Here is a 20561-nt window from a genome sequence, read left to right as displayed (position 1 = left end):
TGCTCGGCGAGGCCGAACGCGAAGTCGAGCGAGGGGGAGTAGTCGTCCGGATCGTCGAGCCGACGGGTCTCGCGGTGGCCGGCCGTGCGGCGCGCGGGGCCGGCGGGACCGGGACGGAGCCGTGCTGCTCGTCGGAGCCGGGGCCGGGACGGGTGCTGTCGTCGCTCATGGCGCGAGTCTAGCCAGCACCCCGGCGGCGGCGGAGGGGTTCCGTCCGCTCACGCGGGCAGGTAGCCGTCGTCGCGCAGGTCGCCGACGAAGGCCGTCCAGGCGAGGTAGGCGACCACCGCCAGGACGATCGCGAGGTAGCCCAGCACGAAGCCGGCGACCGCGAGACCGCGGCCGCGCTGTCCGGAGCGTCCGGCCTGGGCGAAGCCGATGTGGCCGAGGACGATGGCGGCGGGCGCCAGGCCCAGCAGTCCGCACACCAGAGCCGCGACCGCGAGCGGATTCATCGGCGGGCGGCGGGGCGGGAGCCGGGGGTAGGGATCGGCGGCGGCCGTCGGCGGCGGGTAGGCCGCCGACGGCTCGCCGAGCGGAGGGGCGAACGGCGCGGGCGCCGGTCCGGTCTGCGGTCCGGGCGCGGTGTCGTCGGTCACGGTGTCCTCCTGGTGGTGCGGGCGCCCCCGAGCCTCGGAGGCGTGTCGATCAGTACCCGGTCGAGGGCATGGTCGCCGCGATCGAGAAGAGCGCGACGAACGAGATGATGGTGATGATGATCGCGACGAAGCCGATGATGACGGCGGCGAGGGCGAGGCCGCGGCCCTTCTCCCCCGTGCGCTTGATCTGCGACAGGGCGATGAAGCCCAGCACGATGCCCACGATGGAGACGAAGAACGAGGCGATGAAGCCGATGATCGCCAGGATGTTGTAGCGGTCGGACGCGGGCGTGTACGGAGTGGTCATGGAATCCCCCAGGGTCAGGAACGTGCGGATGCGGCCAAGAGTGGCAGTGCCACGTTCCGGCTGTCAAAAAGCTGGGCGCCGCTTGCGCGCCCCGGCCACCGCCCGGTAGAGACCTCAGCGGACCTGGATCTCGGTGACCGGCAGGGTCGAGTCGGCGCCGAAGCCGAGCCCCGACGGCGGATGCCCCGCCTCGATCAGCTGCGCCGCCAGCGCGGCGATCATCGCGCCGTTGTCGGTGCAGAGCGAGAGCGCCGGGATCCGCAGGGTCACTCCCGCCGCCGCGCACCGCTCCTCCGCCAGCGCGCGCACCCGGGCGTTGGCGACCACGCCGCCGCCGAGCAGGAGGCGCGGCACGCCCCGGTCGCGGCACGCGGCGAGCGCCTTGGTGAGCAGGACGTCGGCGACCGCCTCGCGGAAGCTCGCCGCGACGTCGGCCACGGGCACTTCCTCGCCCGCGTCCTGGCGCTTCTCGACCCAGCGCGCGACCGCGGTCTTCAGCCCCGAGAACGAGAAGTCGTAGCGGTGGCGCTCGAGGTCCTTCGGCAGGCTCAGCCCGCGGGGGAAGCGGATCGCCTTCGGATCCCCGTCCGCCGCCACCCGGTCGATCTGCGGTCCGCCCGGGTAGGGCAGGCCCAGGACGCGCGCCACCTTGTCGAAGGCCTCGCCGGCGGCGTCGTCGATCGTCTCGCCGAGCAGCTCGACGTCCGACACCAGATCCCGCACGTGCAGGAGCGAGGTGTGCCCGCCCGAGACCAGCAGCGCGATCGTCGGCACCTCGACGGGGCTGCCCTCGCTGCCGTCCGCGCGGAGGACGTCGGCTCCCACGTGGCCGACGAGGTGGTTCACGGCGTAGAGCGGCAGGCCGAGCGAGACCGCGAGCGCCTTCGCCGCTCCGACGCCGACCATGAGGGCGCCCGAGAGCCCCGGTCCGCTGGTGACCGCGATCGCGTCCAGGTCGCCGAGCGCGACACCGGCCTCGGCGAGCGCCGCGTGCAGGGCCGGCTCGAGTGCCTCCAGGTGCGCCCGGGCGGCCACCTCGGGCACGACGCCGCCGTAGCGGGCGTGCTCCTCCATCGAGGAGGCGATGGTGTTCGAGAGCAGCGTCGTGCCGCGGACGATGCCGATCCCCGTCTCGTCGCAGCTGGTCTCGATGCCGAGGACGAGGGGTCCGGTGCTCACGGGGTCTCCTGGGTCGGGGTCGGCGGCAGGCGCATCACGATCGCGTCCACCCCGTCGGGCTGGTAGTAGGCCGGGCGGACGCCGATCTCCTCGAAGCCCTCCGAGCGGTAGAGGGTCTGCGCGGCGGGGTTGTCGGCGCGGACCTCGAGGAAGACCTCGCGGGCGCCGCGCTCGCGGGCCGCCTCGAGGAGCGCGCGCAGCAGGCGGCGGCCGAGGCCGGTGCGGCGGACCCGGGCGACGACCGCGATCGTCTGCACGTCGCCCTCGTGCGCGCCGACGGGGCAGAGGAGCCCGGCGTAGCCGACCACCTCGCCGTCCTGCTCGGCCACCAGGTACCGGGTGTGGCGGCTCCGGATCTCCTCCGCCATCATCCCGCGCGACCAGGCGTCACCGGCGAACTCGGACTCCTCGATCGCCATGACGGCGTCGAGGTCGTCCGCCTGAGCGTCGCGGAGCACGGCCTCGCTCATGCGGTCACCCGCTTGGGGCCGGCCGACAGCGTGACGTCGGGCGAGCGCAGGTAGAGGGGCTCGTCCGCGGCGCCGGGGCGGCCGGCCGCGCGCAGGCGGGCTGCCACGACTCCGAGCTCGCCGGCGGAGACCGACTCGGCCTCCAGGCGCGGGAGCTCCGGATGCGGGAGGGCCGGCGGCTTGTCCAGCCCGGGCCCGGCGAGGCGGACGGGGAGTCCCTGGTCGTCGAGCCCGCCGTACGCGCTCCAGTACAGCTCGCGTCGGCGGGCGTCGGTGACGACGAGGAAGCCCGCCGCGCGCCCGTGCCGCAGCGCGGCGAGCGCGATCGCGTCGTGGGAGACCACGGGGAGGGTGGGCACGCCGCGGCCGAGCGCGAAGGCCCGCGCAGCGGCGATCCCGACCCGGAGGCCCGTGAAGGGGCCGGGGCCCATGCCCACGGCGACCGCCTCGATGCCCGCGGGCGCGACGCCGGCCGCCTCGAGCGCCTCCTGGATCAGCCGGCCGACCACCTCGGCGTGGCGCATGGTGTCGGTCTCGGTGCGCTCCGAGCGCACGGCGCCCGCGGAGTCGACGACAGCGACGGAGGTTCCGGAGGAGGTGTCGATCGCGAGGAGCACGCGTCCAGGGTACCCGCGGGCTCAGCTCCAGCCGGTGCCGCGGAAGCGGACGGTGCGCGGCTCGATCGGCTCCTCGCCCTCCTCGGCGTCGGAGCCGGCGGTCGGCCGCTCGATGACCACGTCGAGCCAGGACTCCGCGACGCCGTCCAGCATCCCGGCGCCCCACTCCACGACGACCACCGAGCGCGCCAGGTCGAGGTCGAGGTCGTCGAGCTCGACCGGCGAGCCCACGCGGTAGGCGTCGACGTGCACGAGCGGCGGCCCGTCGTGCAGCGGCGGATGCGTGCGGGCGATCACGAAGGTGGGGCTCGTCACGGGGCCTCGGACGTCGAGCCCCTCGCCGAGCCCGCGCGTGAAGGTGGTCTTGCCCGCCCCGAGCGGCCCCGTCAGCACCAGGAGGTCGCCCGCACGCAGCACTCGGCCGAGCTCGCGGCCCAGCTCCGCCATGGCCTCCGGGTCGGCGACCTCGACGACGCGGTCCGCGAACCAGGAGCGCTCAGGCACGGCCGTCCGCCGCGCTCAGCAGCCGCCGCTGGACGCGCGGCCCGAGCCGGGTGACCAGCTCGTAGTTGATGGTGCCGCACCACCGCGCCCACTCGTCGACCGACGGGACACCGGTCGTCGGGTCGCCCCAGAGCGTCACCGGGTCGCCCGTCGCGACGCTCTCATCCCCCACGTCGACGACGAACTGGTCCATCGCGACCCGCCCGGCGATCCGGTGGCGGCGGCCGCCGATCGAGACCTCCGCGACACCGGAGGCGCTGCGCGGGATGCCGTCCGCGTAGCCGAACGGCACGAGCGCGAGGGTCGTCCCGCCCTCGGCACGCCAGGTGTAGTCGTAGCTCACGCCGGTCCCGTGGGGCACGCGGCGGACGCCGGCGACGCGGCCCTGCAGCGTCATCGCCGGGACGAGACCGAGCTGCAGCGAGGTCTCGTCCTCGAACGGCGAGAGCCCGTAGAGGGCGATGCCGCTGCGCACCATGTCGAGGCGGGCCTCCGGGAGGCGCAGCGCCGCCGCCGTCGCCGCGAGGTGCAGGACCGGCGCCTGCACCCCGTGCGCGGCCAGCACGGCCTCGGCGCGGCGGAGGAGCGCGAGCTGGGCGAGGTCGTCCTCGCGCGAGGTGTTGGACAGGTGCGAGAAGAGCCCGGTGAGGTGGACGGTGCCGCGCGCGCCATGGCGGGCGAGCGCCTCCGCCAGGCGCGGCCACTCCTCCTCCGCGGCGCCGTTGCGGCTGAGGCCCGTGTCGACCTTGAGCTGCACGGCGGCGCGCACGCCGCGGTCCTCCGCCGACTGCGCGAGCGTGTCGAGCTGGTCGACGGAGGAGACGGCGACGTCGATCGAGTGCTCGAGCGCCGCGTCGAAGTCCTCGCCGGGGTCGTGCAGCCAGCAGAGGATCGGAGCGACGACGCCGGCCTCGCGCAGGGCCACGGCCTCCCGCAGCTCCGCGGTGCCGAGGGCGTCCGCGCCGCCGTCGAGCGCCGCCTGCGCCGCGGCCAGAGCGCCGTGACCGTAGCCGTTGGCCTTCACGACGGCCATGAGCCGGCGGGCGCCGGTGAGCTCGCGCAGGCGCGCGGCGTTCGCCGCCATCGCGTCGACGTCGATCACCGCCTCGCGGTACGACGCGGGAGCGCTCACGATTCGGCCACCACGAACGCGCAGGCCACGCCGGCGTCGTGCGTCATCGAGAGGTGCACGCGCGTGATCCCCCGCGCCTCCGCGGCCGCCCGAGCCGGGCCGTGCAGCGCGAAGGACGGATTCCCGTGCTCGTCCCGCTCGACGACCATGTCGTGCCAGCGGGCGCCCACGGAATCGCCGAGCGCCTTGATCAGCGCCTCCTTGGCGGCGAAGCGGCCCGCCAGCGAGGCGACGGGCAGCGAGCGTTCGCTCTCGGCGAACAGCCGGTCGCGGAGCCGGGGAGTGCGCGTCAGCGAGCGCTCGAAGCGCGCGAGGTCCACCACGTCCACCCCGATCCCCACGATCACGGCTCGATCACTCGACCGTGACCGACTTGGCGAGATTGCGCGGCTGGTCGACGTCGAGGCCCTTGGCGGCGGCGAGCTCCATCGCGAACATCTGCAGCGGGGTGACGGCGAGCAGCGGCTCGAACAGCGGGTCGGCGAGCGGGATCGGCACGACCTCGTCGGCGATCTGGATCGCGGCCGTGTCGCCCTGCTCCGCGATCGCGATGACGCGGGCGCCGCGGGCCTTGATCTCCTGGATGTTCGAGATCACCTTGCGCTGCAGCTCGTACGACTCGCTCGGGCTCGGCACGATCACGAAGACGACCTGGCCCGGCTCGATCAGCGCGATCGGGCCGTGCTTGAGCTCGCCCGCCGCGAAGCCCTCGGCGTGGATGTAGGCGAGCTCCTTGAGCTTCAGCGCGCCCTCGAGCGCCACCGGGTAGCCGACGTGGCGGCCGAGGAACAGCACCGCACGGGTGTCGGCCATCCAACCGGCCAGCTGGGCGATGTCGTCGGAGGCGTCGAGCACGCGGGAGAGCTTCTCCGGGATCGCGGCGAGCTGGGCCGCCTGAGAGGCGACGAGCTCGGTGGAGGCGGCTCCGCGCACCGCGGCCAGGTGCAGCCCGAAGAGGTAGAGCGCCGCGATCTGGGCGACGAACGCCTTGGTCGAGGCGACCGCCACCTCCGGCCCCGCGTGCGTGTAGAGCACGGCGTCCGACTCGCGCGGGATCGTCGCGCCCTGCGTGTTGCAGACGGAGAGCGTCTTCGCGCCGTGCTCCCGGGCGTACTTGACCGCCATCAGCGTGTCCATGGTCTCGCCGGACTGGCTGATCGAGACGACGAGGGTGCGCGGGGTGAGCACCGGGTCGCGGTAGCGGAACTCGTGGCTGAGCTCGACCTCGACGGGGACGCGCGCCCACTTCTCGATCGCGTACTTGGCGACCATGCCGGAGTAGGCGGCCGTGCCGCAGGCGATGATCGTGATGCGGTCGATCTCCGTCAGCACCGGGCCGAGCGCGTCGAGCTCGGGCAGCGTGATCGCGCCCTCGTGGATGCGACCGCGGAGCGTGTTGGCGACGGCCTCGGGGCCCTCGGTGATCTCCTTCGCCATGAAGCTCGACCAGCCGCCCTTCTCGGACGCCGACGCGTCCCACGCGATCTCGAACGGCTCGGTCTCGACGGGGTTCCCGAAGAAGTCGGTCACCGTGACGAGCTCGGGGGTGATCGTGACGATCTGGTCCTGCCCGATGGCGACCGCGCGGCGGGTGAACTCGACGAACGCCGCGACGTCCGAGCCGAGGAAGTTCTCCCCGTCGCCCAGGCCGATCACGAGCGGCGAGTTGCGGCGCGCGCCGACGACCACGCCGGGCTGGTCCTGGTGCAGGGCGAGCAGGGTGAACGCGCCCTCGAGGTGCGCGACGACGGCCTGGAAGGCGAGCACGAGGTCGCCGGTGCGGCGGTACTCGCGGGCGATCAGGTGCGCGGCGACCTCGGTGTCCGTCTCGCTCTCGAAGACGGCGCCCTCGGCGAGCAGCTGCTCCTTGAGCGGCTGGAAGTTCTCGATGATGCCGTTGTGGATGACGGCGAGCCGGCCGTCGTCCGCCAGGTGGGGGTGGGCGTTGCGGTCGGTCGGGCCGCCGTGCGTCGCCCAGCGGGTGTGGCCGATGCCCGTGGTGCCCTCGGCCAGCGGGTGCGCCTCGAGGTCGTCGACCAGGACGCTGAGCTTGCCCGAGCGCTTGCGGCTGTCGAGCTGCCCGTCGGCGTCGATCACGGCCACGCCGGCCGAGTCGTAGCCGCGGTACTCCAGACGCTTCAGGCCCCCGAGCAGCACGGCCAGGCTGTCGCGCTCACCGACGTATCCAACGATTCCACACATGCGCTCGATTCTAAGCGGCGCGGAGACGCCTCCCGCGGCGTCCGGCGTCCGGCGGGGCGGACGCTAGGATCGGTCCCCATGCCGTCGTCTCCTCGCGATCCCGCGCGCGACGCGCACCCCTCCCCCTTCGTCGAGATCGTCCGCTCCGACTGGGCCGAGCTCGCCCGCACGACGGAGCTGCCGCTGTCGGAGACCGAGGTCGTGCAGCTGCGGGGCCTGGGCGACCGGCTGAGCCTCACCGAGGTCGCGGAGGTCTACCTGCCGCTCTCGCGCCTGCTGAGCCTGTACGCCGGTGGCGCGCGGCACCTGCACCGCGCGACGAGCACGTTCCTCGGGGAGCGCGCGCAGCCGACTCCGTTCGTGATCGGCGTCGCAGGGTCGGTCGCGGTGGGCAAGTCGACGATTGCGCGCCTGCTGCGCGAGCTGCTCGCCCGCTGGGAGGACACTCCCCGCGTCGAGCTGGTGACCACCGACGGCTTCCTGCTGCCCAACCGCGAGCTGGAGCGCCGCGGTCTGATGAGCCGCAAGGGCTTCCCGGAGTCGTACGACCGGCGGGCGCTGCTCCGCTTCGTCTCGGAGGTGAAGGGCGGGGCCGCGGAGGTGCGCGCGCCGTTCTACTCGCATCTCTCCTACGACATCGTCCCCGACGCCGAGATCGTCGTGCGGCGGCCGGACGTGCTGATCGTCGAGGGCCTGAACGTGCTGCAGCCGCCGGCGCCCGGACACGGCCTGGCGGTGAGCGACCTGTTCGACTTCACCGTGTACGTCGACGCCCGGACCAGTGACATCGCGCGCTGGTACGAGGAGCGCTTCCTCACCCTGCAGCAGGGTGCCTTCGCTAATCCGAACTCCTACTTCCACCGCTACGCGGCGCTCAGCCCGGACGAGGCCCGCGAGCGCGCGCGGAGCATCTGGGCAGCGATCAACGAGCCGAATCTGCTGCAGAACGTGCGCCCCACCCGCTCCCGCGCGAGCCTCGTCCTGCGCAAGCAGGCGGACCACACCGTCTCCTCGGTCCTCCTCCGCAAGATCTGACCGCGCCCGCGCTCGCCGCGGCTCCGCGCAGGGAGCGGCACCCCCCACGACCCGTCGTGGGAATCGCGTGCCCAGCGATTCCCATGCGGCGAACGCGACCCGCTCCACCCGCGCAACCACCCCGCGAGGCCGACCGCGAAGAGCCGCGCAGGGAGCGGCTCCTCAATGAACACAGCCGTCGAGGGAATCGCGTGCCCAGCGATTCCCATGCGGCGAACGCGACCCGCTCCACCCGCGCAACCACCTCCCGAAGCCGACCGCGAGGAGCCGCGCAGGGAGCGGCTCCACCCACGAGCCGTCGAGGGAATCGCGTGCCAAGCGATTCCCCCGCGGCGACCGCGACCCGCTCCACCCGCGCAACCACCCCAGGAGGCCGACCGCGAGGAGCCGCGCAGGGAGCGGCTCCTCAATGAACACAGCCGTCGAGGGAATCGCGTGCCAAGCGATTCCCCCGCGGCGACCGCGACCCGCTCCACCCGCGCAACCACCCCAGGAGGCCGACCGCGAGGGGCCGCGCAGGGAGCGGCCCCTCAATGAACACAGCCGTCGTGGGAATCGCGTGCCAAGCGATTCACCCGCGGCGACCGCGACCCGCTCCACCCATCGCAACCACCTCCCGAGGCCGACCGCGAGGAGCCGCGCAGGGAGCGGCTCCTTAAGAGCGCAGCCTCTCGAGCACGACCGCGGCGAGCGTTTCGGCGAGGCGGTCGGCCGTCTCCTGGGTCTTCGCCTCGACCATGACCCGCACCATCGGCTCGGTGCCGGAGGGGCGCAGGAGCACGCGGCCGTCGCTGCCGAGCTCGGCGGTGGCGTCGGCGACGGCGGAGGCGATGACCTCGTCGTCGCGGACGCCTTCGCGGTCGACGCCGCGCACGTTGACGAGGGTCTGCGGGAAGACGGACATGACGGCGGCCAGGTCGGCGATCGTGCGGCCGCTCCGGGCCATCTCGGCCGCGAGCTGGAGCCCGGTGAGGACGCCGTCGCCGGTGGTGGCGTAGCGGCTCATGATGACGTGGCCGGACTGCTCCCCGCCGAGCGAGTAGCCGCCGTCGTTCATCGCCTCGAGGACGTAGCGGTCGCCGACCGCGGTCTCGATGACGCGGATGCCGGCGTCGCGCATGGCGAGCTTGAGGCCGAGGTTGCTCATGACGGTGGCGACGAGGACGTCGTCGCGGAGGGCGCCGCGGCGGGCCATGGCGGTCGCGAGGATCGCCATGATCTGGTCGCCGTCGACGATGCGGCCCTCGGCGTCCACCGCGAGGCAGCGGTCGGCGTCGCCGTCGTGGGCGATGCCGATGTCGGCGCCGGCTGCGCGGACGGCGTCGGCGACGTTGTCGAGGTGGGTCGAGCCCACTCCGTCGTTGATGTTGAGGCCGTCGGGGTCGTTGCCGATGACGGTGACGGTCGCTCCGGCGTCGGTGAACACCTGGGGCGAGATGCCGGCGGCGGCGCCGTGCGCGCAGTCGATGACCACGTGCAGGCCGTCGAGCCGGGTGCCCTCGAGGGATCCGAGCAGGTGGAGGACGTAGCGGTCCTCCGCGTCGGAGAACCGGGTGATGCGGCCGACGTCGGCTCCGGTCGGCGTGAGCGGGGGGACTCCGAGGGCCGCTTCGATGCGGTTCTCGAGCTCGTCCGGGAGCTTGCGTCCGCCAGCGGCGAAGAACTTGATGCCGTTGTCGGCGGCGGGGTTGTGCGAGGCCGAGATCATCACGCCGAAGTCGGCGTTCTCGTCGGCGATGAGGTAGGCGGTGGCGGGCGTCGGGATGACGCCGGCGTCGAGCACGTCGACTCCCGCGCTCGCGAGACCCGCCGCGACCGCGGCTCCGATGAACTGACCGGAGATGCGGGGGTCGCGGGCGAGCACGGCGACGGGCCGACGGCCCTCGGCCCGGGCGGCCGCTCCGAGTACACGGGCGGCCGCCTGGGCGAGGCCGAGAGCCAGGTCGGCCGTGACCTCGCGATTCGCGAGGCCACGGACGCCGTCTGTTCCGAACAGGCGCGGCATGGTGCGCAGTCCCTTCTCGAGCTGCTGGTCGTGCGGCCGTCAGGCCGCGTCGACTAGCGCTTCGAGAACTGGGACGCCTTGCGGGCCTTCTTGAGACCGGCCTTCTTGCGCTCGATGACGCGGGCGTCGCGGGTCAGGAAGCCCGCCTTCTTCAGGATCGCGCGGTTGTTCTCGCGGTCGATCTCGTTGAGCGCACGGGCGATGGCGAGGCGCAGCGCGCCGGCCTGACCGGAGGGGCCGCCGCCGGTGATCTTGGCGACCACGTCGTAGGAGCCGATCAGGTCGAGCACCTTGAAGGGGTCGGTGATCAGCTGCTGGTGCAGCTTGTTGGGGAAGTACTCCGCGAACTCGCGGGCGTTGACGGTCATGCCGCCGTTGCCGGGGACGAGGCGCACGCGGGCGATGGCCTGCTTGCGTCGGCCCACGGCTGCGCCGGAGACGTTGAGGACGGCGCGGGGCGTCGTGGACGCCTCGGTGGCCGGGCTTTCGGTGGAGTAGCTCTCGGGAGCCACGTCGATCTGGTCTGCGATCTTCGCCACGGTGTAGGTGATCCTTTGTCTTCGAAGTCTGGGGTGTCGGGGAGGGCCGGAGCCTACTGGGCGACCTGGGTGAAGGCGTACGCCTGCGGCTGCTGGGCCGCGTGGGGGTGCTCGGATCCCGTGTAGACCTTCAGCTTGCGCAGCTGGGCGCGGCCGAGGGAGTTCTTGGGGAGCATGCCGCGGATGGCCTTCTCGACGGCGCGGACCGGGTTCTTCTCGAGGAGCTCGGCGTACGTGGTGGCCGAGAGGCCGCCCGGGTAGCCGGAGTGGCGGTAGGCCTTCTTCTGGAGGAGCTTCTGGCCGGTGAGGGCGACCTTCTCCGCGTTGACGATGATGACGAAGTCGCCCATGTCCATGTGCGGCGCGAAGGTGGCCTTGTGCTTGCCGCGCAGGAGCGCCGCGGCGTGGGTGGCGAGACGGCCGAGCACGACGTCGGACGCGTCGATGACGATCCAGTCGTGCTGGACGTCAGCCGGCTTCGGAGAAAAAGTGCGAGTCACGTGAGTGCTGCTTTCTGGTCGGAGTGAGGTGTTCGTGGATCCCGCTCCGTGGCCGTTCGACCCGCGAGGGGCCGAACCGATCCGGTGGAGGGCTCAACTTCGGGCGCTCGGCACACGGCCGAAAACACCAAGGGTCGACATTACAGCAAAGCCCCCGTGCGGCCAAGCACGGATCCTGGCGGCAGGGGCTGCGGCTGCGGCGGCAGCAGGTGCGGCCCGAGCCGCCACGGGGCACGGGGCGCGGTCGAGCACCCCCGGCTCACTCCGAGTCCTCGAGGTCCGGCCCCTCGGTCCGCACGGTGCGCTTCGCCCGGGTGAGCAGGGCGCGCTCGGCGAGCGCGTCGTCCTCGGGGTAGTCGACCTCGCGGAGGATGAGGCCGCGGGCCGGCATCACCGCGAACGCGTTGGTCCGCCGGGCGGCGTCCCGGAGCAGCGGGACCGCCCCCGCCTCGAGCTTCCCGGCGCCGACCGCGACGCACGCTCCCACGAGGGCCCGCACCATGCTGTGGCAGAAGGCGTCCGCGCGCAGGTGGGCGTGCAGGACTCCGTCGGCGTCGCGCTCCCAGGTGAAGTCGAGCAGGCTCCGGATGGTGGTGGCCCCCACCCGGGCGCGGCAGAACGACGCGTAGTCGTGCAGGCCCAGGAGGGAGCGGGCCGCGGCCGACATCGCGTCGAGGTCGAGGGAGTCGGTGATCCAGGTGGTGTAGGTGCGCTCGAGCGGGTGGCGCATCGAGGAGGCGTCGGCCAGCCGGTACTCGTACCGCCGCCAGCGCGCCGAGAACCGCGCGTCGAACCCCTCCGGCGCCTCCGTCACCCGGTGCACCGAGACGTCGGTGTACTGCCCGAGGATCCCGCGGAGCCGCCGCTCGAGGATCGACGCGGGCGGGAACGGCTCCTCCCCCGGTCGGCGCCGACCGCTGCTGATGCGGCCCCACTGCTCGGGGGTGAGGTCGACGTGGGCGACCTGCGCGCTGGCGTGGACGCCGACGTCGGTGCGCCCGGCGACCGTCACTGTCGGGTGCTGCTCGGAGCGCAGCACCAGGGCGAGGGACTCCTCGAGCACCCCCTGCACGGTGCGCAGGCCCGGCTGCTTCGCCCAGCCGGAGAAGTGCGAGCCGTCGTAGGCCAGGTCGAGGCGGACGCGGTGGAGCATCAGACGAGTCTAGAGCGGGCCGCGGTCACGGCTCAGGCGACCGCGAGCGGGACGTCGACACTCGCCAGGGCCGAGACCGCCCAGCCGACCAGCGTCGACTGCTCGCCGACCGAGGAGACGATCCGCGCCTCCCAGCCGCCCGCGAGGACGGCCAGCTCGGAGGGGGCGGAGGCGATGCCCTGCACCCAGTAGGCGGCCGTGCCCAGCGAGACCGGCACCGCACCGAGCGCCTCGCCCGCACCGGTGAAGGTCTCGACGAGGGGCCCGCGGTGCAGCGTCAGCACGACGGCCGGGTCGCCGCCGTCGACGGCGTAGGAGCACGTGTCGCCCGCGGCGGTGAGCGCCACGGCGCCCGGCGTCAGGCCGGCCTCCTGCTCGACCAGGGAGGCGGGGAGCGCGCTCGCGCAGTCCACGCCCTCTCCCGCCGGATCGCTCGACGGCACGGACGGCACGGACGGTGCGGCCGACGGCACGGACGACGGCACCGGGGTGGCGCTCGCGACGCCCGCCGACTCCGGCACGTCGATCACGTCGCCGGAGGCGCAGCCGCTCACTCCGACCGCGAGGGACAGGGCGAGGAGCGCCGCAGCGGCCGAGGATCGCAGTCGCACAGGAGTCCTCCGAGGATCGTCGGGGCGGACCCCGGGAGCGCCGGTCGTGACGCGGCCGCACCCGACGAGCGCAACCGTGCCATCGTAAGCGACGCTTCGCGCCACTCCACCTCGGGGAACGACGAGAGCCCCCCGCCCCGGAGGGGGCGGAGGGCTCTCGGCAGAGGGGGCGTGACTACTTGGTCGCGCCGGTCTCCTCGACCGGAGCGTCCTGCGCGGCGTCCTCGACGGGAGCGTCCTGCACGGGCGCCTCCTCGACGGGGGTCTCCTCGGCAGTGGTCTCCTCGGCGGGGGCCTCGTCCACCGGAGCGGACACGGGCGCCGTGGTGGTGCGCGACTTCTTCGCCTTGGGCGTGACGGGCTCGAGGACGAGCTCGATCACGGCCATGGGCGCGTTGTCTCCCTTGCGGGGGCCGATCTTGGTGATGCGGGTGTAGCCGCCCTCGCGCTCGGCGACGAGCGGGGCGATCTCGGTGAAGAGCTCGTGGACGACCGACTTGTCGCCGATCGTCGCGAGGACGCGACGGCGGGCGTGCAGGTCGCCGCGCTTGGCGAAGGTCACCAGGCGCTCGGCGAGCGGACGAAGGCGCTTGGCCTTGGTCTCGGTCGTCTTGATGCTCTTGTGCGTGAACAGGGCCGCGGCCAGGTTCGCCAGCAGCAGGCGCTCGTGTGCGGGGCCGCCTCCGAGGCGGGGGCCCTTGGTGGGCTTGGGCATGGGTTTACTCCAGTACTAAAGGGGTGTCAGCAGGTCGGACGCGAGGAGCCGGGGCTCCGGAGCGGAGGACCTAGATGCTCTCGTCGTCGTAGCTGTAGAAGTGGGCGCCGTCGAACCCGGGGACCGAGTCCTTGAGCGACAGGCCGAGCTCCGTCAGCTTCTCCTTGACCTCATCCACCGACTTCTGACCGAAGTTGCGGATGTTCATGAGCTGCGTCTCCGAGAGGGCGACGAGCTCATTGACGTTGTTGATGCCCTCGCGCTTGAGGCAGTTGTAGCTGCGCACCGAGAGGTCGAGGTCCTCGATGGGCATGGACAGCTCGGTCGAGAGGACCGCGTCGACCGGCGCGGGGCCGATCTCGATGCCCTCGGCCGCGTTGTTCAGCTCGCGGGCGAGACCGAACAGCTCGGTCAGCGTGCGTCCGGCGGAGGCGATGGCGTCGCGCGGCGAGATCGCCGCCTTCGTCTCCACGTCCACGACCAGGCGGTCGAAGTCGGTGCGCTCGCCGGCACGGGTGGCCTCGACGCGGTAGGTGACCTTCAGCACGGGCGAGTAGATCGAGTCGACCGGGATCTGGCCGGCCTCGGAGAACTCGCTGCGGTTCTGGGTCGCCGAGACGTAGCCGCGGCCTCGCTCGATGGTGAGCTCGAGCTCGAACTTCGCCTTGTCGTTCAGCGTGGCGATGACGAGGTCCGGGTTGTGGATCTCGACACCGGCCGGAGCCGAGATGTCCGCGGCGGTGACCTGGCCGGCTCCCTGCTTGCGCAGGTAGGCGGTGATCGGCTCGTCGTGCTCGGAGGAGACGACGAGTCCCTTGATGTTCAGGATGATCTCGGTGACGTCCTCGCGGACGCCCGGGACGGTCGTGAACTCGTGCAGGACTCCGTCGATCCGGATGCTGGTGACAGCGGCGCCGGGGATGGAGGACAGCAGGGTGCGACGCAGCGAGTTGCCGAGCGTGTAGCCGAAGCCGGGCTCGAGAGGCTCGATGACGAAGCGGGAACGGAACTCCGAGATGTTCTCCTCGGTGAGCGTCGGACGCTGTGCGATAAGCACTGATGATTCCTTTCGATCACGTGTCCGCTATATGACACGTGCGTTTGCGAGGTGTGGAGTTGTGAAAGAAATGCGCGATCCGCCGGTCGGCCGCACGTGCCGCCCGGAGGCGGTTCGTGCGGCCGACCGACGGCTGCGAGTGCTGCTTAGACGCGACGACGCTTGGGCGGGCGGCAGCCGTTGTGCGCCTGCGGGGTGACGTCGTTGATCGAGCCGACCTCGAGGCCGGCGGCCTGGAGCGAGCGGATCGCGGTCTCACGACCCGAGCCGGGGCCCTTCACGAAGACGTCCACCTTCTTCATGCCGTGCTCCTGAGCCTGGCGCGCGGCCGACTCGGCGGCGAGCTGAGCGGCGAACGGCGTCGACTTGCGCGAGCCCTTGAAGCCGACTCCACCGGACGAGGCCCAGCTGATGACGGCCCCGGAGGGGTCGGTGATCGAGACGATGGTGTTGTTGAACGTCGACTTGATGTGGGCCTGGCCCACAGCGATGTTCTTCTTCTCCTTGCGGCGCGGCTTGCGCGCGGCCGACTTGGGGGTAGCCAATTCTGTATCTCCTCTAGGTCCGTGTCGCCCGCGTTACTTGCGGCCGGCCTTCTTCTTGCCGGCGACGGTGCGCTTGGGTCCCTTGCGGGTGCGCGCGTTCGTCTTGGTGCGCTGTCCACGGACCGGGAGGCCGCGACGGTGGCGGATGCCCTCGTACGAGCCGATCTCGACCTTGCGGCGGATGTCGGCGGCGACCTCGCGGCGGAGGTCTCCCTCCACCTTGTAGTTGCCCTCGATGTAGTCGCGGAGCGAGACGAGCTGGTCGTCGCTGAGGTCCTTGACGCGGATGTTGCCGTCGATCCCGGTGTCGCTCAGGGTCTTGAGCGCGCGAGTGCGGCCGACACCGTAGATGTAGGTCAGTGCGACCTCCACGCGCTTCTCGCGCGGGATGTCTACTCCTGCCAGACGTGCCATTGTGGCTTCTCCTGTGAGTGAGTGGAGGTGTGAAGCAGCACCGGTGCCTCGGCCTCCGACCGAAGGTGTCCTCGCCGTCCACCCCGGGGTCGCCGGGGTGCTGCGCGATTTCTGGTGCTGCGGGTGTGTTCAGTTGTGCAGTGGGGGCGGCACGCCGCCCCTGCGCCCCCTCGCGGAAGCAGCGGGACTAGCCCTGGCGCTGCTTGTGGCGGGGGTTGCTGCTGCAGATGACCATCACGTTGCCGTGGCGGCGGATGATCTTGCAGTGGTCGCAGATGCGCTTGACGCTGGGGTTGACCTTCATTGTTCTTGTCCTTGTTTTCGCTGGCGTCGTGCTCCCGGCGGATGCCGGGGCCGTTCCTTACAGGACACGCACGTCGCGAACGTCAGCGGAGCGAACGTCTACTTGTAGCGGTAAACGATCCGGCCGCGGGTCAGGTCGTAGGGGCTCAGCTCCACGATCACCCGGTCCTCGGGGAGGATCCGGATGTAGTGCTGACGCATCTTGCCCGAGATATGGGCGAGAACTTTGTGTCCGTTGGTCAGCTCCACGCGGAACATCGCGTTGGGGAGCGCCTCGACAACCGCACCTTCGATTTCGATGACACCGTCTTTTTTGGCCATAGCCTCACTGTCGTTCGGAAGTAGTGTGTGTACTGGTCGTGCGAATGTTTCCGCGACGAGCCACCACCGGGCGAGAGCCCGGATCGGGGTTCGCGGGCATGCCGGAGCACGCGCAAAACACCAAGGGTCGATACTACGCGAATCCCGGCCGCTCCGCCACCTCGGGCGTGTCGCTCCCCGCCTCCGCCTCCGCGCCCGACGCGCGCCCCCTGCCGGGCCCCGCGTCCGTCGCCGCCTAGGCTGGCTCCGTCGAGCCGGAGGGAGAGCACATGGCGCGCACGACGAGGTCCGCGACCGCGAGGCGGAGCTGGTACTCGCACCCGGTGGTGACGGTCCTGGCGGCGATCGCGGTCATCGCCCTGGTGCAGACCTTCTTCGTGAAGGTGTACACGGTGCCGACCGGCTCGATGGAGAACACCCTCCAGGGCGGCGGGTTCTTCGGCGACCGCATCCTGGTCGACCGCACCCTCGCGCTCCAGGGCGGGCCGGAGGAGGGGCAGATCGTCGTCTTCTCGCGCGACGCCGACTGGGGTGCGAGCGACGAGGCAGGCAGCCCCCTCTCCGAGATCGTGAAGACCTTCGGGGACGTCACCAGCATCGGCCCCTCGCACGAGGAGTTCCTCGTCAAGCGGCTGATCGCCGAGGGAGGCCACACCGTCTCCTGCTGCGACGCCGAGGGGCATGTGCTGGTCGACGGGAAGCCGCTCGACGAGTCCTACGTCTTCGAGGACTTCCCCTTCACCCCCGGGTCCCTCGACTGCACGACGAGCCCCGCGTCCCTGCGCTGCTTCGACGAGTACACGGTCCCCGAGGGCTCCCTCTTCGTCCTGGGGGACCACCGGTCGAACTCCAACGACTCGCTCGGCGAGTGCCGCGGCGCCGGCGGGCCGATCGACGCGTGCGTGAAGACCGTGCCGATCGACAGGGTCACCGGACGCGTCTTCGCCGTGGCCTGGCCGCTCACCCGCTGGCGGCTGTTCTAGCGCTCCGCCCGAGCCGCCGCAGACGACGACGAGGTCCCCCGCGGGAAGCAGGGGACCTCGTCGTCGTTCACCGCCGTGCGGCCGTGGGCCTAGCCGCGGACGACCGCCACCACCCGGTCGAAGAGAGGGTGCTCGGGTGCGAGGCCGGTGACCTCCGCCACGAACTCCTCCGGGCGGAGCGCGGCCAGCTTCGCGTGGAGCTCCACGCTCTGCGGGTCCTCGGGCACGTCGAAGCGCAGCGCGGCGCCGATCGCGGCGAGCAGGCCCTCGGGCGTCCGCCCGCGCTCGGCGAGCTCGGCAGCCGGTCCGATGAAGCGCTCGTGCCGCGACAGCTTCCGCAGCGGCTGGCGCCCCACCCGGTCGACCGTGTCGGTCAGGTGGGGGTTGGCGAAGCGCTTCAGCGTCTTCTCGAGGTAGGCCTGCTGCTCCTCGTCGCTGAAGCCGTGCTTGGCCACGATGAGCGCCTTGGTGTCCTCGAGCGCGGCCTTCACCGCGTCGTGCACCTCAGGCATCGCGAGCGCGTCGGAGAGCTTGTGCGCTCCGGCCGCGAAACCGGTGTAGGCGGCCGTCGCGTGACCGGTGTTCACCGTGAAGAGCTTCCGCTCGATGAAGGGCTCGAGGTCGTCGACCCAGGTCGCGCCCGGGATCTCCGGCTCGGTGCCCTCGAACGGAGTGCGGTCGACGACCCACTCGAAGAAGCTCTCCACCGTCACGTCCAGGCCCTGGCCCGGGTCCTGGTTGGGGACGATGCGATCCACCGCGGTGTCGGCGAAGACGGCGCGGGTGCGCAGGCGCTCCCACTCGTCCGCGCCGAGGTTCGCGGCGACCTCGGTCTGCAGCAGGCGGGTCGCGTTGATCGCGTTCTCGCAGGCCATGACCGCCAGCCGCGGCGCCGACTCGTCGCGGGCGGCGAGGCCCTTCGCGATCACGGGGGCGACGAAGCGCAGGATGTTCGGGCCGACGGCCGTGGTGACGATGTCGGCGGCGGCGATCTCGCGGACGAGCGCCTCCTCGTCGACGGCCGAGTCGATCGCGCGGAAGCGGTCGACGACGTGCGTGGCCGCCTCCTCCCCCACCTCGTGCACCTCGTAGCTGTCGGCGGCGGCGAGGCGGCCGATCAGCTCGGAGTTGACGTCGGCGAAGACGAGCTCGTAGCCGGCGCCGTGCAGGATCAGGCCGACGAAGCCGCGGCCGATGTTGCCTGCGCCGAAGTGGACGGCGGTGGGCATCAGGAGTTGACCTCGCCCAGCAGGCTGTAGAGCGACTGCGCGTCCGGGGCGTCGAGGAGCTTCTGCACCTCGTCCTCCTCCGAGAAGATGATCGCGATCTTGGAGAGGATCTCGAGATGCTCGTTGTCGACGCCGGCGATTCCGACGACGAAGCGCACCTCGTTGCCGTCCCAGTCGATCGGCTGCGCGTAGCGCACGAACGAGAGGGCGGAGGAGCGGATCTCGTCCTTCGCGTCGTTCGTCCCGTGCGGGATGGCGAGCAGGTTGCCCATGTAGGTCGAGACGGTCGCCTCGCGGGCGAGCATGGCCTCGTAGTAGGCGGGGGTGACCGCGCCGACGCCGACCAGCATGTCGGCGGCCTCCTTGATGGCGGCCTCCTTCGTGGTGGCGGTGCCGGAGGCGTCGATCTGTCCGATGGTGAGCACGTCGCTCATGGGGTGCGTCCTTCCGTGGAGGTGCTGACAGCGAGGGAACCCGCAGGGGCGAGCGGAGCGTGTCCGCTCTGTCGCACCCTACGGGTTCCCTCCGAATGGTTGGCGTACTACTTGCCGTGCTGCTCCGCGACCAGCGAGACGACCTCGTCGTACTTCGGGCTGTTCATGAAGTTGTCCACGGAGACGTGGATGGCGCCCGGGGTGCGCTGGCGGGCGCGCTCCGTGAGCTCGGCCTGGGTGATGACCAGGTCCACGTCGTCCTCGAGAGCCGCGATCGCCTTGTTGGTGACCGTGACGTCCTCGAAGCCCGCCTTCTTCATCTTGTTCCGCAGCACCGAGGCGCCCATCGCGGACGAGCCCATGCCGGCGTCGCAGGCGAAGACGATGTTCCGGACCTGGGTGGCGGTGGCCGTGGCCCCTGCGGTCGAGGCGCCGGACGAGTCCTGCGGAGCGTTGGCGCCGCGGGCGTTGATGAGCGAGCCGACGGCGCTCTCCTTGCCCTTGTTCGCCTCGTTGGCGGCGACGGCGGCGGCGAGCTTGTCGTCGCCCTCCTGCTCCGCGGCCAGGTCGCGCTTGCGGCCGGACCGGATGATGACCGAGGCCACCAGGAACGACACAGCGGTCGCGAGGACCACCGAGAGGATGACGCCGAGGAAGCTGTCGTTCGCGGTCTGGAGGAGCACCGCGATGATCGAGCCGGGCGAGGCGGGGGCGCGGAGGCCGGAGTTGAACGCGACGTTCGTCGCGACACCGGTGGCACCGCCGAGGATGACGGCCGCGAGCAGCGCCGGCTTCATCAGCACGTACGGGAAGTAGATCTCGTGGATGCCGCCGATGAAGTGGATGATCGCCGCGCCGGGGGCCGAGGCGCGGGCCGCGCCGACACCGAAGAACGCGAAGGCCAGGAGCACGCCCATGCCGGGGCCGGGGTTGGCCTCGAGGAGGAAGAGGTAGGACTTGCCCGCCTCCTCCGCCTGCTGCACGCCCAGCGGGGTGAGGATGCCGTGGTTGATGGCGTTGTTGAGGAAGAGGATCTTCGCCGGCTCGATGAAGAGCGAGGTCAGCGGGAGCAGGCCCGCGTTGACCAGGAACTCCACGCCCGCACCGAGGGCGGTCGAGAGGCCGACCACGAGCGGCGCGACGCCCGCGAAGGCGAGGAGCGCGAGGAGGAGGCCGAGGATTCCGGCGGAGAAGTTGTTGACCAGCATCTCGAAGCCGGGCTTGATCTTGCCGTCCCAGATCGAGTCGACCTTCTTCATGAGCCACGCCGACAGCGGGCCCATGATCATGGCGCCGATGAACATCGGGATGCCGGCGCCGACGATGACGCCCATGGTCGCGATGGTGCCGACCACGCCTCCGCGGGCGCCGTAGACCATGCGGCCACCGGTGTTCGCGATGAGGAGCGGGAGGAGGTAGGTGATCATCGGGGCGACGAGGCCGGTGTTGACCACGTCGGGATCCGTGCTCCAGCCGCCGAACTGCTGGACCCAGGTGGCGTCGATGCCGAGGAGCGGGAGCCATCCGGTCTGGATGAAGAGGGCCGTGATGAAGCCCCAGGCGATGAAGGCCGCGATGTTCGGCATGACCATTCCCGAGAGGAAGGTGCCGAAGCGCTGGACGTGGACGCGCGCTCCACCGCGCGTCGACGTCGCTGACGTCGTTGTCATGTGGTGTGTTCTCCGATTTCTAGGGGCGGGCGGGCGG

25 protein-coding genes are annotated in these 20561 nt (G+C 71.7%); 2 read left to right on the top strand and 23 right to left on the bottom strand.

Features of this window, described 5'->3' with window-relative positions:
- Positions 1-218 precede the first annotated feature (218 nt).
- The 9 genes from C5D44_RS17065 to glmS form a co-directional block, all read right to left on the bottom strand.
- Complete coding sequence (locus tag C5D44_RS17065; protein ID WP_104282342.1) at positions 219-599, bottom strand: DUF4190 domain-containing protein; 381 nt, start codon at positions 597-599, stop codon at positions 219-221.
- 49 nt (positions 600-648) lie between these two features.
- Entirely contained in the window at positions 649-906 is a 258-nt protein-coding gene (locus C5D44_RS17060; RefSeq protein ID WP_104225014.1) for a DUF4190 domain-containing protein, read from the bottom strand.
- Positions 907-1020: 114 nt separating this feature from the next.
- Positions 1021-2085: a tRNA (adenosine(37)-N6)-threonylcarbamoyltransferase complex transferase subunit TsaD gene (gene tsaD, locus C5D44_RS17055; protein ID WP_104277923.1), complete on the bottom strand. Its 1065-nt coding sequence runs from the start codon at positions 2083-2085 to the stop codon at positions 1021-1023.
- On the bottom strand, positions 2082-2555 hold the full coding sequence (gene rimI / locus C5D44_RS17050; RefSeq protein WP_104234156.1) for a ribosomal protein S18-alanine N-acetyltransferase: 474 nt from the start codon (positions 2553-2555) through the stop codon (positions 2082-2084). The genes tsaD and rimI overlap by 4 nt, the downstream gene beginning before the upstream one ends.
- Positions 2552-3172, bottom strand: a complete 621-nt coding sequence (tsaB, locus tag C5D44_RS17045) for a tRNA (adenosine(37)-N6)-threonylcarbamoyltransferase complex dimerization subunit type 1 TsaB (RefSeq protein WP_104277922.1) — start codon at positions 3170-3172, stop codon at positions 2552-2554. The genes rimI and tsaB overlap by 4 nt, the downstream gene beginning before the upstream one ends.
- A gap of 21 nt (positions 3173-3193) precedes the next feature.
- Entirely contained in the window at positions 3194-3619 is a 426-nt protein-coding gene (gene tsaE / locus C5D44_RS17040; protein WP_104277925.1) for a tRNA (adenosine(37)-N6)-threonylcarbamoyltransferase complex ATPase subunit type 1 TsaE, read from the bottom strand.
- Between the two features lie 49 nt (positions 3620-3668).
- Positions 3669-4808: an alanine racemase gene (alr, locus tag C5D44_RS17035; protein ID WP_308470843.1), complete on the bottom strand. Its 1140-nt coding sequence runs from the start codon at positions 4806-4808 to the stop codon at positions 3669-3671.
- On the bottom strand, positions 4805-5155 hold the full coding sequence (locus C5D44_RS17030) for a holo-ACP synthase (RefSeq protein ID WP_104225009.1): 351 nt from the start codon (positions 5153-5155) through the stop codon (positions 4805-4807). Before C5D44_RS17030 ends, alr begins: the two co-directional genes overlap by 4 nt.
- Before the next feature lie 7 nt (positions 5156-5162).
- Positions 5163-7010: a glutamine--fructose-6-phosphate transaminase (isomerizing) gene (gene glmS, locus C5D44_RS17025; protein WP_104277920.1), complete on the bottom strand. Its 1848-nt coding sequence runs from the start codon at positions 7008-7010 to the stop codon at positions 5163-5165.
- Positions 7011-7088: 78 nt separating this feature from the next.
- Here glmS and coaA point away from each other — a divergent pair, with 78 nt between their 5' ends.
- Positions 7089-8045, top strand: a complete 957-nt coding sequence (gene coaA, locus C5D44_RS17020; protein ID WP_104282340.1) for a type I pantothenate kinase — start codon at positions 7089-7091, stop codon at positions 8043-8045.
- A 655-nt stretch (positions 8046-8700) separates the two neighbouring features.
- Here coaA and glmM read toward each other — a convergent pair.
- The 11 genes from glmM to infA form a co-directional block, all read right to left on the bottom strand.
- On the bottom strand, positions 8701-10050 hold the full coding sequence (gene glmM, locus C5D44_RS17015; protein ID WP_104282339.1) for a phosphoglucosamine mutase: 1350 nt from the start codon (positions 10048-10050) through the stop codon (positions 8701-8703).
- Positions 10051-10103: 53 nt separating this feature from the next.
- Positions 10104-10589 (bottom strand): 30S ribosomal protein S9, encoded by a 486-nt coding sequence (rpsI, locus tag C5D44_RS17010; RefSeq protein ID WP_104225004.1) that lies wholly within the window; start codon positions 10587-10589, stop codon positions 10104-10106.
- Between the two features lie 53 nt (positions 10590-10642).
- On the bottom strand, positions 10643-11089 hold the full coding sequence (rplM, locus tag C5D44_RS17005) for a 50S ribosomal protein L13 (protein ID WP_104225003.1): 447 nt from the start codon (positions 11087-11089) through the stop codon (positions 10643-10645).
- A gap of 259 nt (positions 11090-11348) precedes the next feature.
- Entirely contained in the window at positions 11349-12242 is an 894-nt protein-coding gene (locus C5D44_RS17000) for a tRNA pseudouridine(38-40) synthase TruA (RefSeq protein WP_104277910.1), read from the bottom strand.
- A gap of 32 nt (positions 12243-12274) precedes the next feature.
- The gene (locus C5D44_RS16995) at positions 12275-12853 is read right to left on the bottom strand and encodes a hypothetical protein (RefSeq protein WP_104282338.1); all 579 of its coding nucleotides are present in this window, start codon (positions 12851-12853) and stop codon (positions 12275-12277) included.
- 175 nt (positions 12854-13028) lie between these two features.
- Positions 13029-13568 carry a 50S ribosomal protein L17 gene (gene rplQ, locus C5D44_RS16990; protein ID WP_104277908.1) on the bottom strand — a complete coding sequence of 180 codons (540 nt, stop codon included), beginning with the start codon at positions 13566-13568 and terminating at the stop codon, positions 13029-13031.
- Between the two features lie 70 nt (positions 13569-13638).
- Complete coding sequence (locus tag C5D44_RS16985; RefSeq protein ID WP_104282337.1) at positions 13639-14625, bottom strand: DNA-directed RNA polymerase subunit alpha; 987 nt, start codon at positions 14623-14625, stop codon at positions 13639-13641.
- A gap of 146 nt (positions 14626-14771) precedes the next feature.
- Entirely contained in the window at positions 14772-15170 is a 399-nt protein-coding gene (gene rpsK / locus C5D44_RS16980) for a 30S ribosomal protein S11 (RefSeq protein WP_055787170.1), read from the bottom strand.
- Between the two features lie 33 nt (positions 15171-15203).
- On the bottom strand, positions 15204-15584 hold the full coding sequence (rpsM, locus tag C5D44_RS16975) for a 30S ribosomal protein S13 (RefSeq protein WP_104277907.1): 381 nt from the start codon (positions 15582-15584) through the stop codon (positions 15204-15206).
- Positions 15585-15771: 187 nt separating this feature from the next.
- Positions 15772-15888, bottom strand: coding sequence for a 50S ribosomal protein L36 (rpmJ, locus tag C5D44_RS16970; RefSeq protein WP_055787164.1), 117 nt, complete (start codon positions 15886-15888; stop codon positions 15772-15774).
- A 98-nt stretch (positions 15889-15986) separates the two neighbouring features.
- Positions 15987-16208: a translation initiation factor IF-1 gene (gene infA, locus C5D44_RS16965; protein ID WP_022883252.1), complete on the bottom strand. Its 222-nt coding sequence runs from the start codon at positions 16206-16208 to the stop codon at positions 15987-15989.
- A gap of 269 nt (positions 16209-16477) precedes the next feature.
- Between infA and lepB the strand changes: the two genes are divergently transcribed.
- The gene (gene lepB / locus C5D44_RS16960) at positions 16478-17191 is read left to right on the top strand and encodes a signal peptidase I (RefSeq protein ID WP_104282336.1); all 714 of its coding nucleotides are present in this window, start codon (positions 16478-16480) and stop codon (positions 17189-17191) included.
- An 89-nt stretch (positions 17192-17280) separates the two neighbouring features.
- Here the strand turns inward: lepB and C5D44_RS16955 are convergent, their stop codons facing one another.
- The 3 genes from C5D44_RS16955 to C5D44_RS16945 form a co-directional block, all read right to left on the bottom strand.
- A complete protein-coding gene (locus C5D44_RS16955; RefSeq protein WP_104282335.1) occupies positions 17281-18420 on the bottom strand; it encodes a mannitol-1-phosphate 5-dehydrogenase in 1140 nt (379 codons plus the stop codon).
- Complete coding sequence (locus C5D44_RS16950; RefSeq protein WP_104224996.1) at positions 18420-18854, bottom strand: PTS sugar transporter subunit IIA; 435 nt, start codon at positions 18852-18854, stop codon at positions 18420-18422. The genes C5D44_RS16955 and C5D44_RS16950 overlap by 1 nt, the downstream gene beginning before the upstream one ends.
- A gap of 107 nt (positions 18855-18961) precedes the next feature.
- The gene (locus C5D44_RS16945; protein ID WP_104277904.1) at positions 18962-20524 is read right to left on the bottom strand and encodes a PTS mannitol transporter subunit IICB; all 1563 of its coding nucleotides are present in this window, start codon (positions 20522-20524) and stop codon (positions 18962-18964) included.
- Positions 20525-20561: the final 37 nt, after the last annotated feature.

This window comes from Rathayibacter sp. AY1B5, assembly GCF_002932795.1.
Lineage (GTDB): Bacteria > Actinomycetota > Actinomycetes > Actinomycetales > Microbacteriaceae > Rathayibacter.
This window is presented reverse-complemented; position numbering and strand designations above follow the sequence as displayed.

Excerpts from the sequence above, each read along its gene's own strand:
- C5D44_RS17060 (WP_104225014.1), bottom strand. The coding sequence starts at position 906 with ATGACCACTCCGTACACGCCCGCGTCCGACCGCTACAACATCCTGGCG.
- rimI (WP_104234156.1), bottom strand. The coding sequence starts at position 2,555 with ATGAGCGAGGCCGTGCTCCGCGACGCTCAGGCGGACGACCTCGACGCC.
- tsaE (WP_104277925.1), bottom strand. The coding sequence starts at position 3,619 with ATGGCGGAGCTGGGCCGCGAGCTCGGCCGAGTGCTGCGTGCGGGCGAC.
- glmS (WP_104277920.1), bottom strand. The coding sequence starts at position 7,010 with ATGTGTGGAATCGTTGGATACGTCGGTGAGCGCGACAGCCTGGCCGTG.
- coaA (WP_104282340.1), top strand. The coding sequence starts at position 7,089 with ATGCCGTCGTCTCCTCGCGATCCCGCGCGCGACGCGCACCCCTCCCCC.
- glmM (WP_104282339.1), bottom strand. The coding sequence starts at position 10,050 with ATGCCGCGCCTGTTCGGAACAGACGGCGTCCGTGGCCTCGCGAATCGC.
- C5D44_RS17000 (WP_104277910.1), bottom strand. The coding sequence starts at position 12,242 with ATGCTCCACCGCGTCCGCCTCGACCTGGCCTACGACGGCTCGCACTTC.
- rplQ (WP_104277908.1), bottom strand. The coding sequence starts at position 13,568 with ATGCCCAAGCCCACCAAGGGCCCCCGCCTCGGAGGCGGCCCCGCACAC.
- rpsM (WP_104277907.1), bottom strand. The coding sequence starts at position 15,584 with ATGGCACGTCTGGCAGGAGTAGACATCCCGCGCGAGAAGCGCGTGGAG.
- rpmJ (WP_055787164.1), bottom strand. The coding sequence starts at position 15,888 with ATGAAGGTCAACCCCAGCGTCAAGCGCATCTGCGACCACTGCAAGATC.
- infA (WP_022883252.1), bottom strand. The coding sequence starts at position 16,208 with ATGGCCAAAAAAGACGGTGTCATCGAAATCGAAGGTGCGGTTGTCGAG.
- lepB (WP_104282336.1), top strand. The coding sequence starts at position 16,478 with ATGGCGCGCACGACGAGGTCCGCGACCGCGAGGCGGAGCTGGTACTCG.
- C5D44_RS16955 (WP_104282335.1), bottom strand. The coding sequence starts at position 18,420 with ATGCCCACCGCCGTCCACTTCGGCGCAGGCAACATCGGCCGCGGCTTC.
- C5D44_RS16950 (WP_104224996.1), bottom strand. The coding sequence starts at position 18,854 with ATGAGCGACGTGCTCACCATCGGACAGATCGACGCCTCCGGCACCGCC.
- C5D44_RS16945 (WP_104277904.1), bottom strand. The coding sequence starts at position 20,524 with ATGACAACGACGTCAGCGACGTCGACGCGCGGTGGAGCGCGCGTCCAC.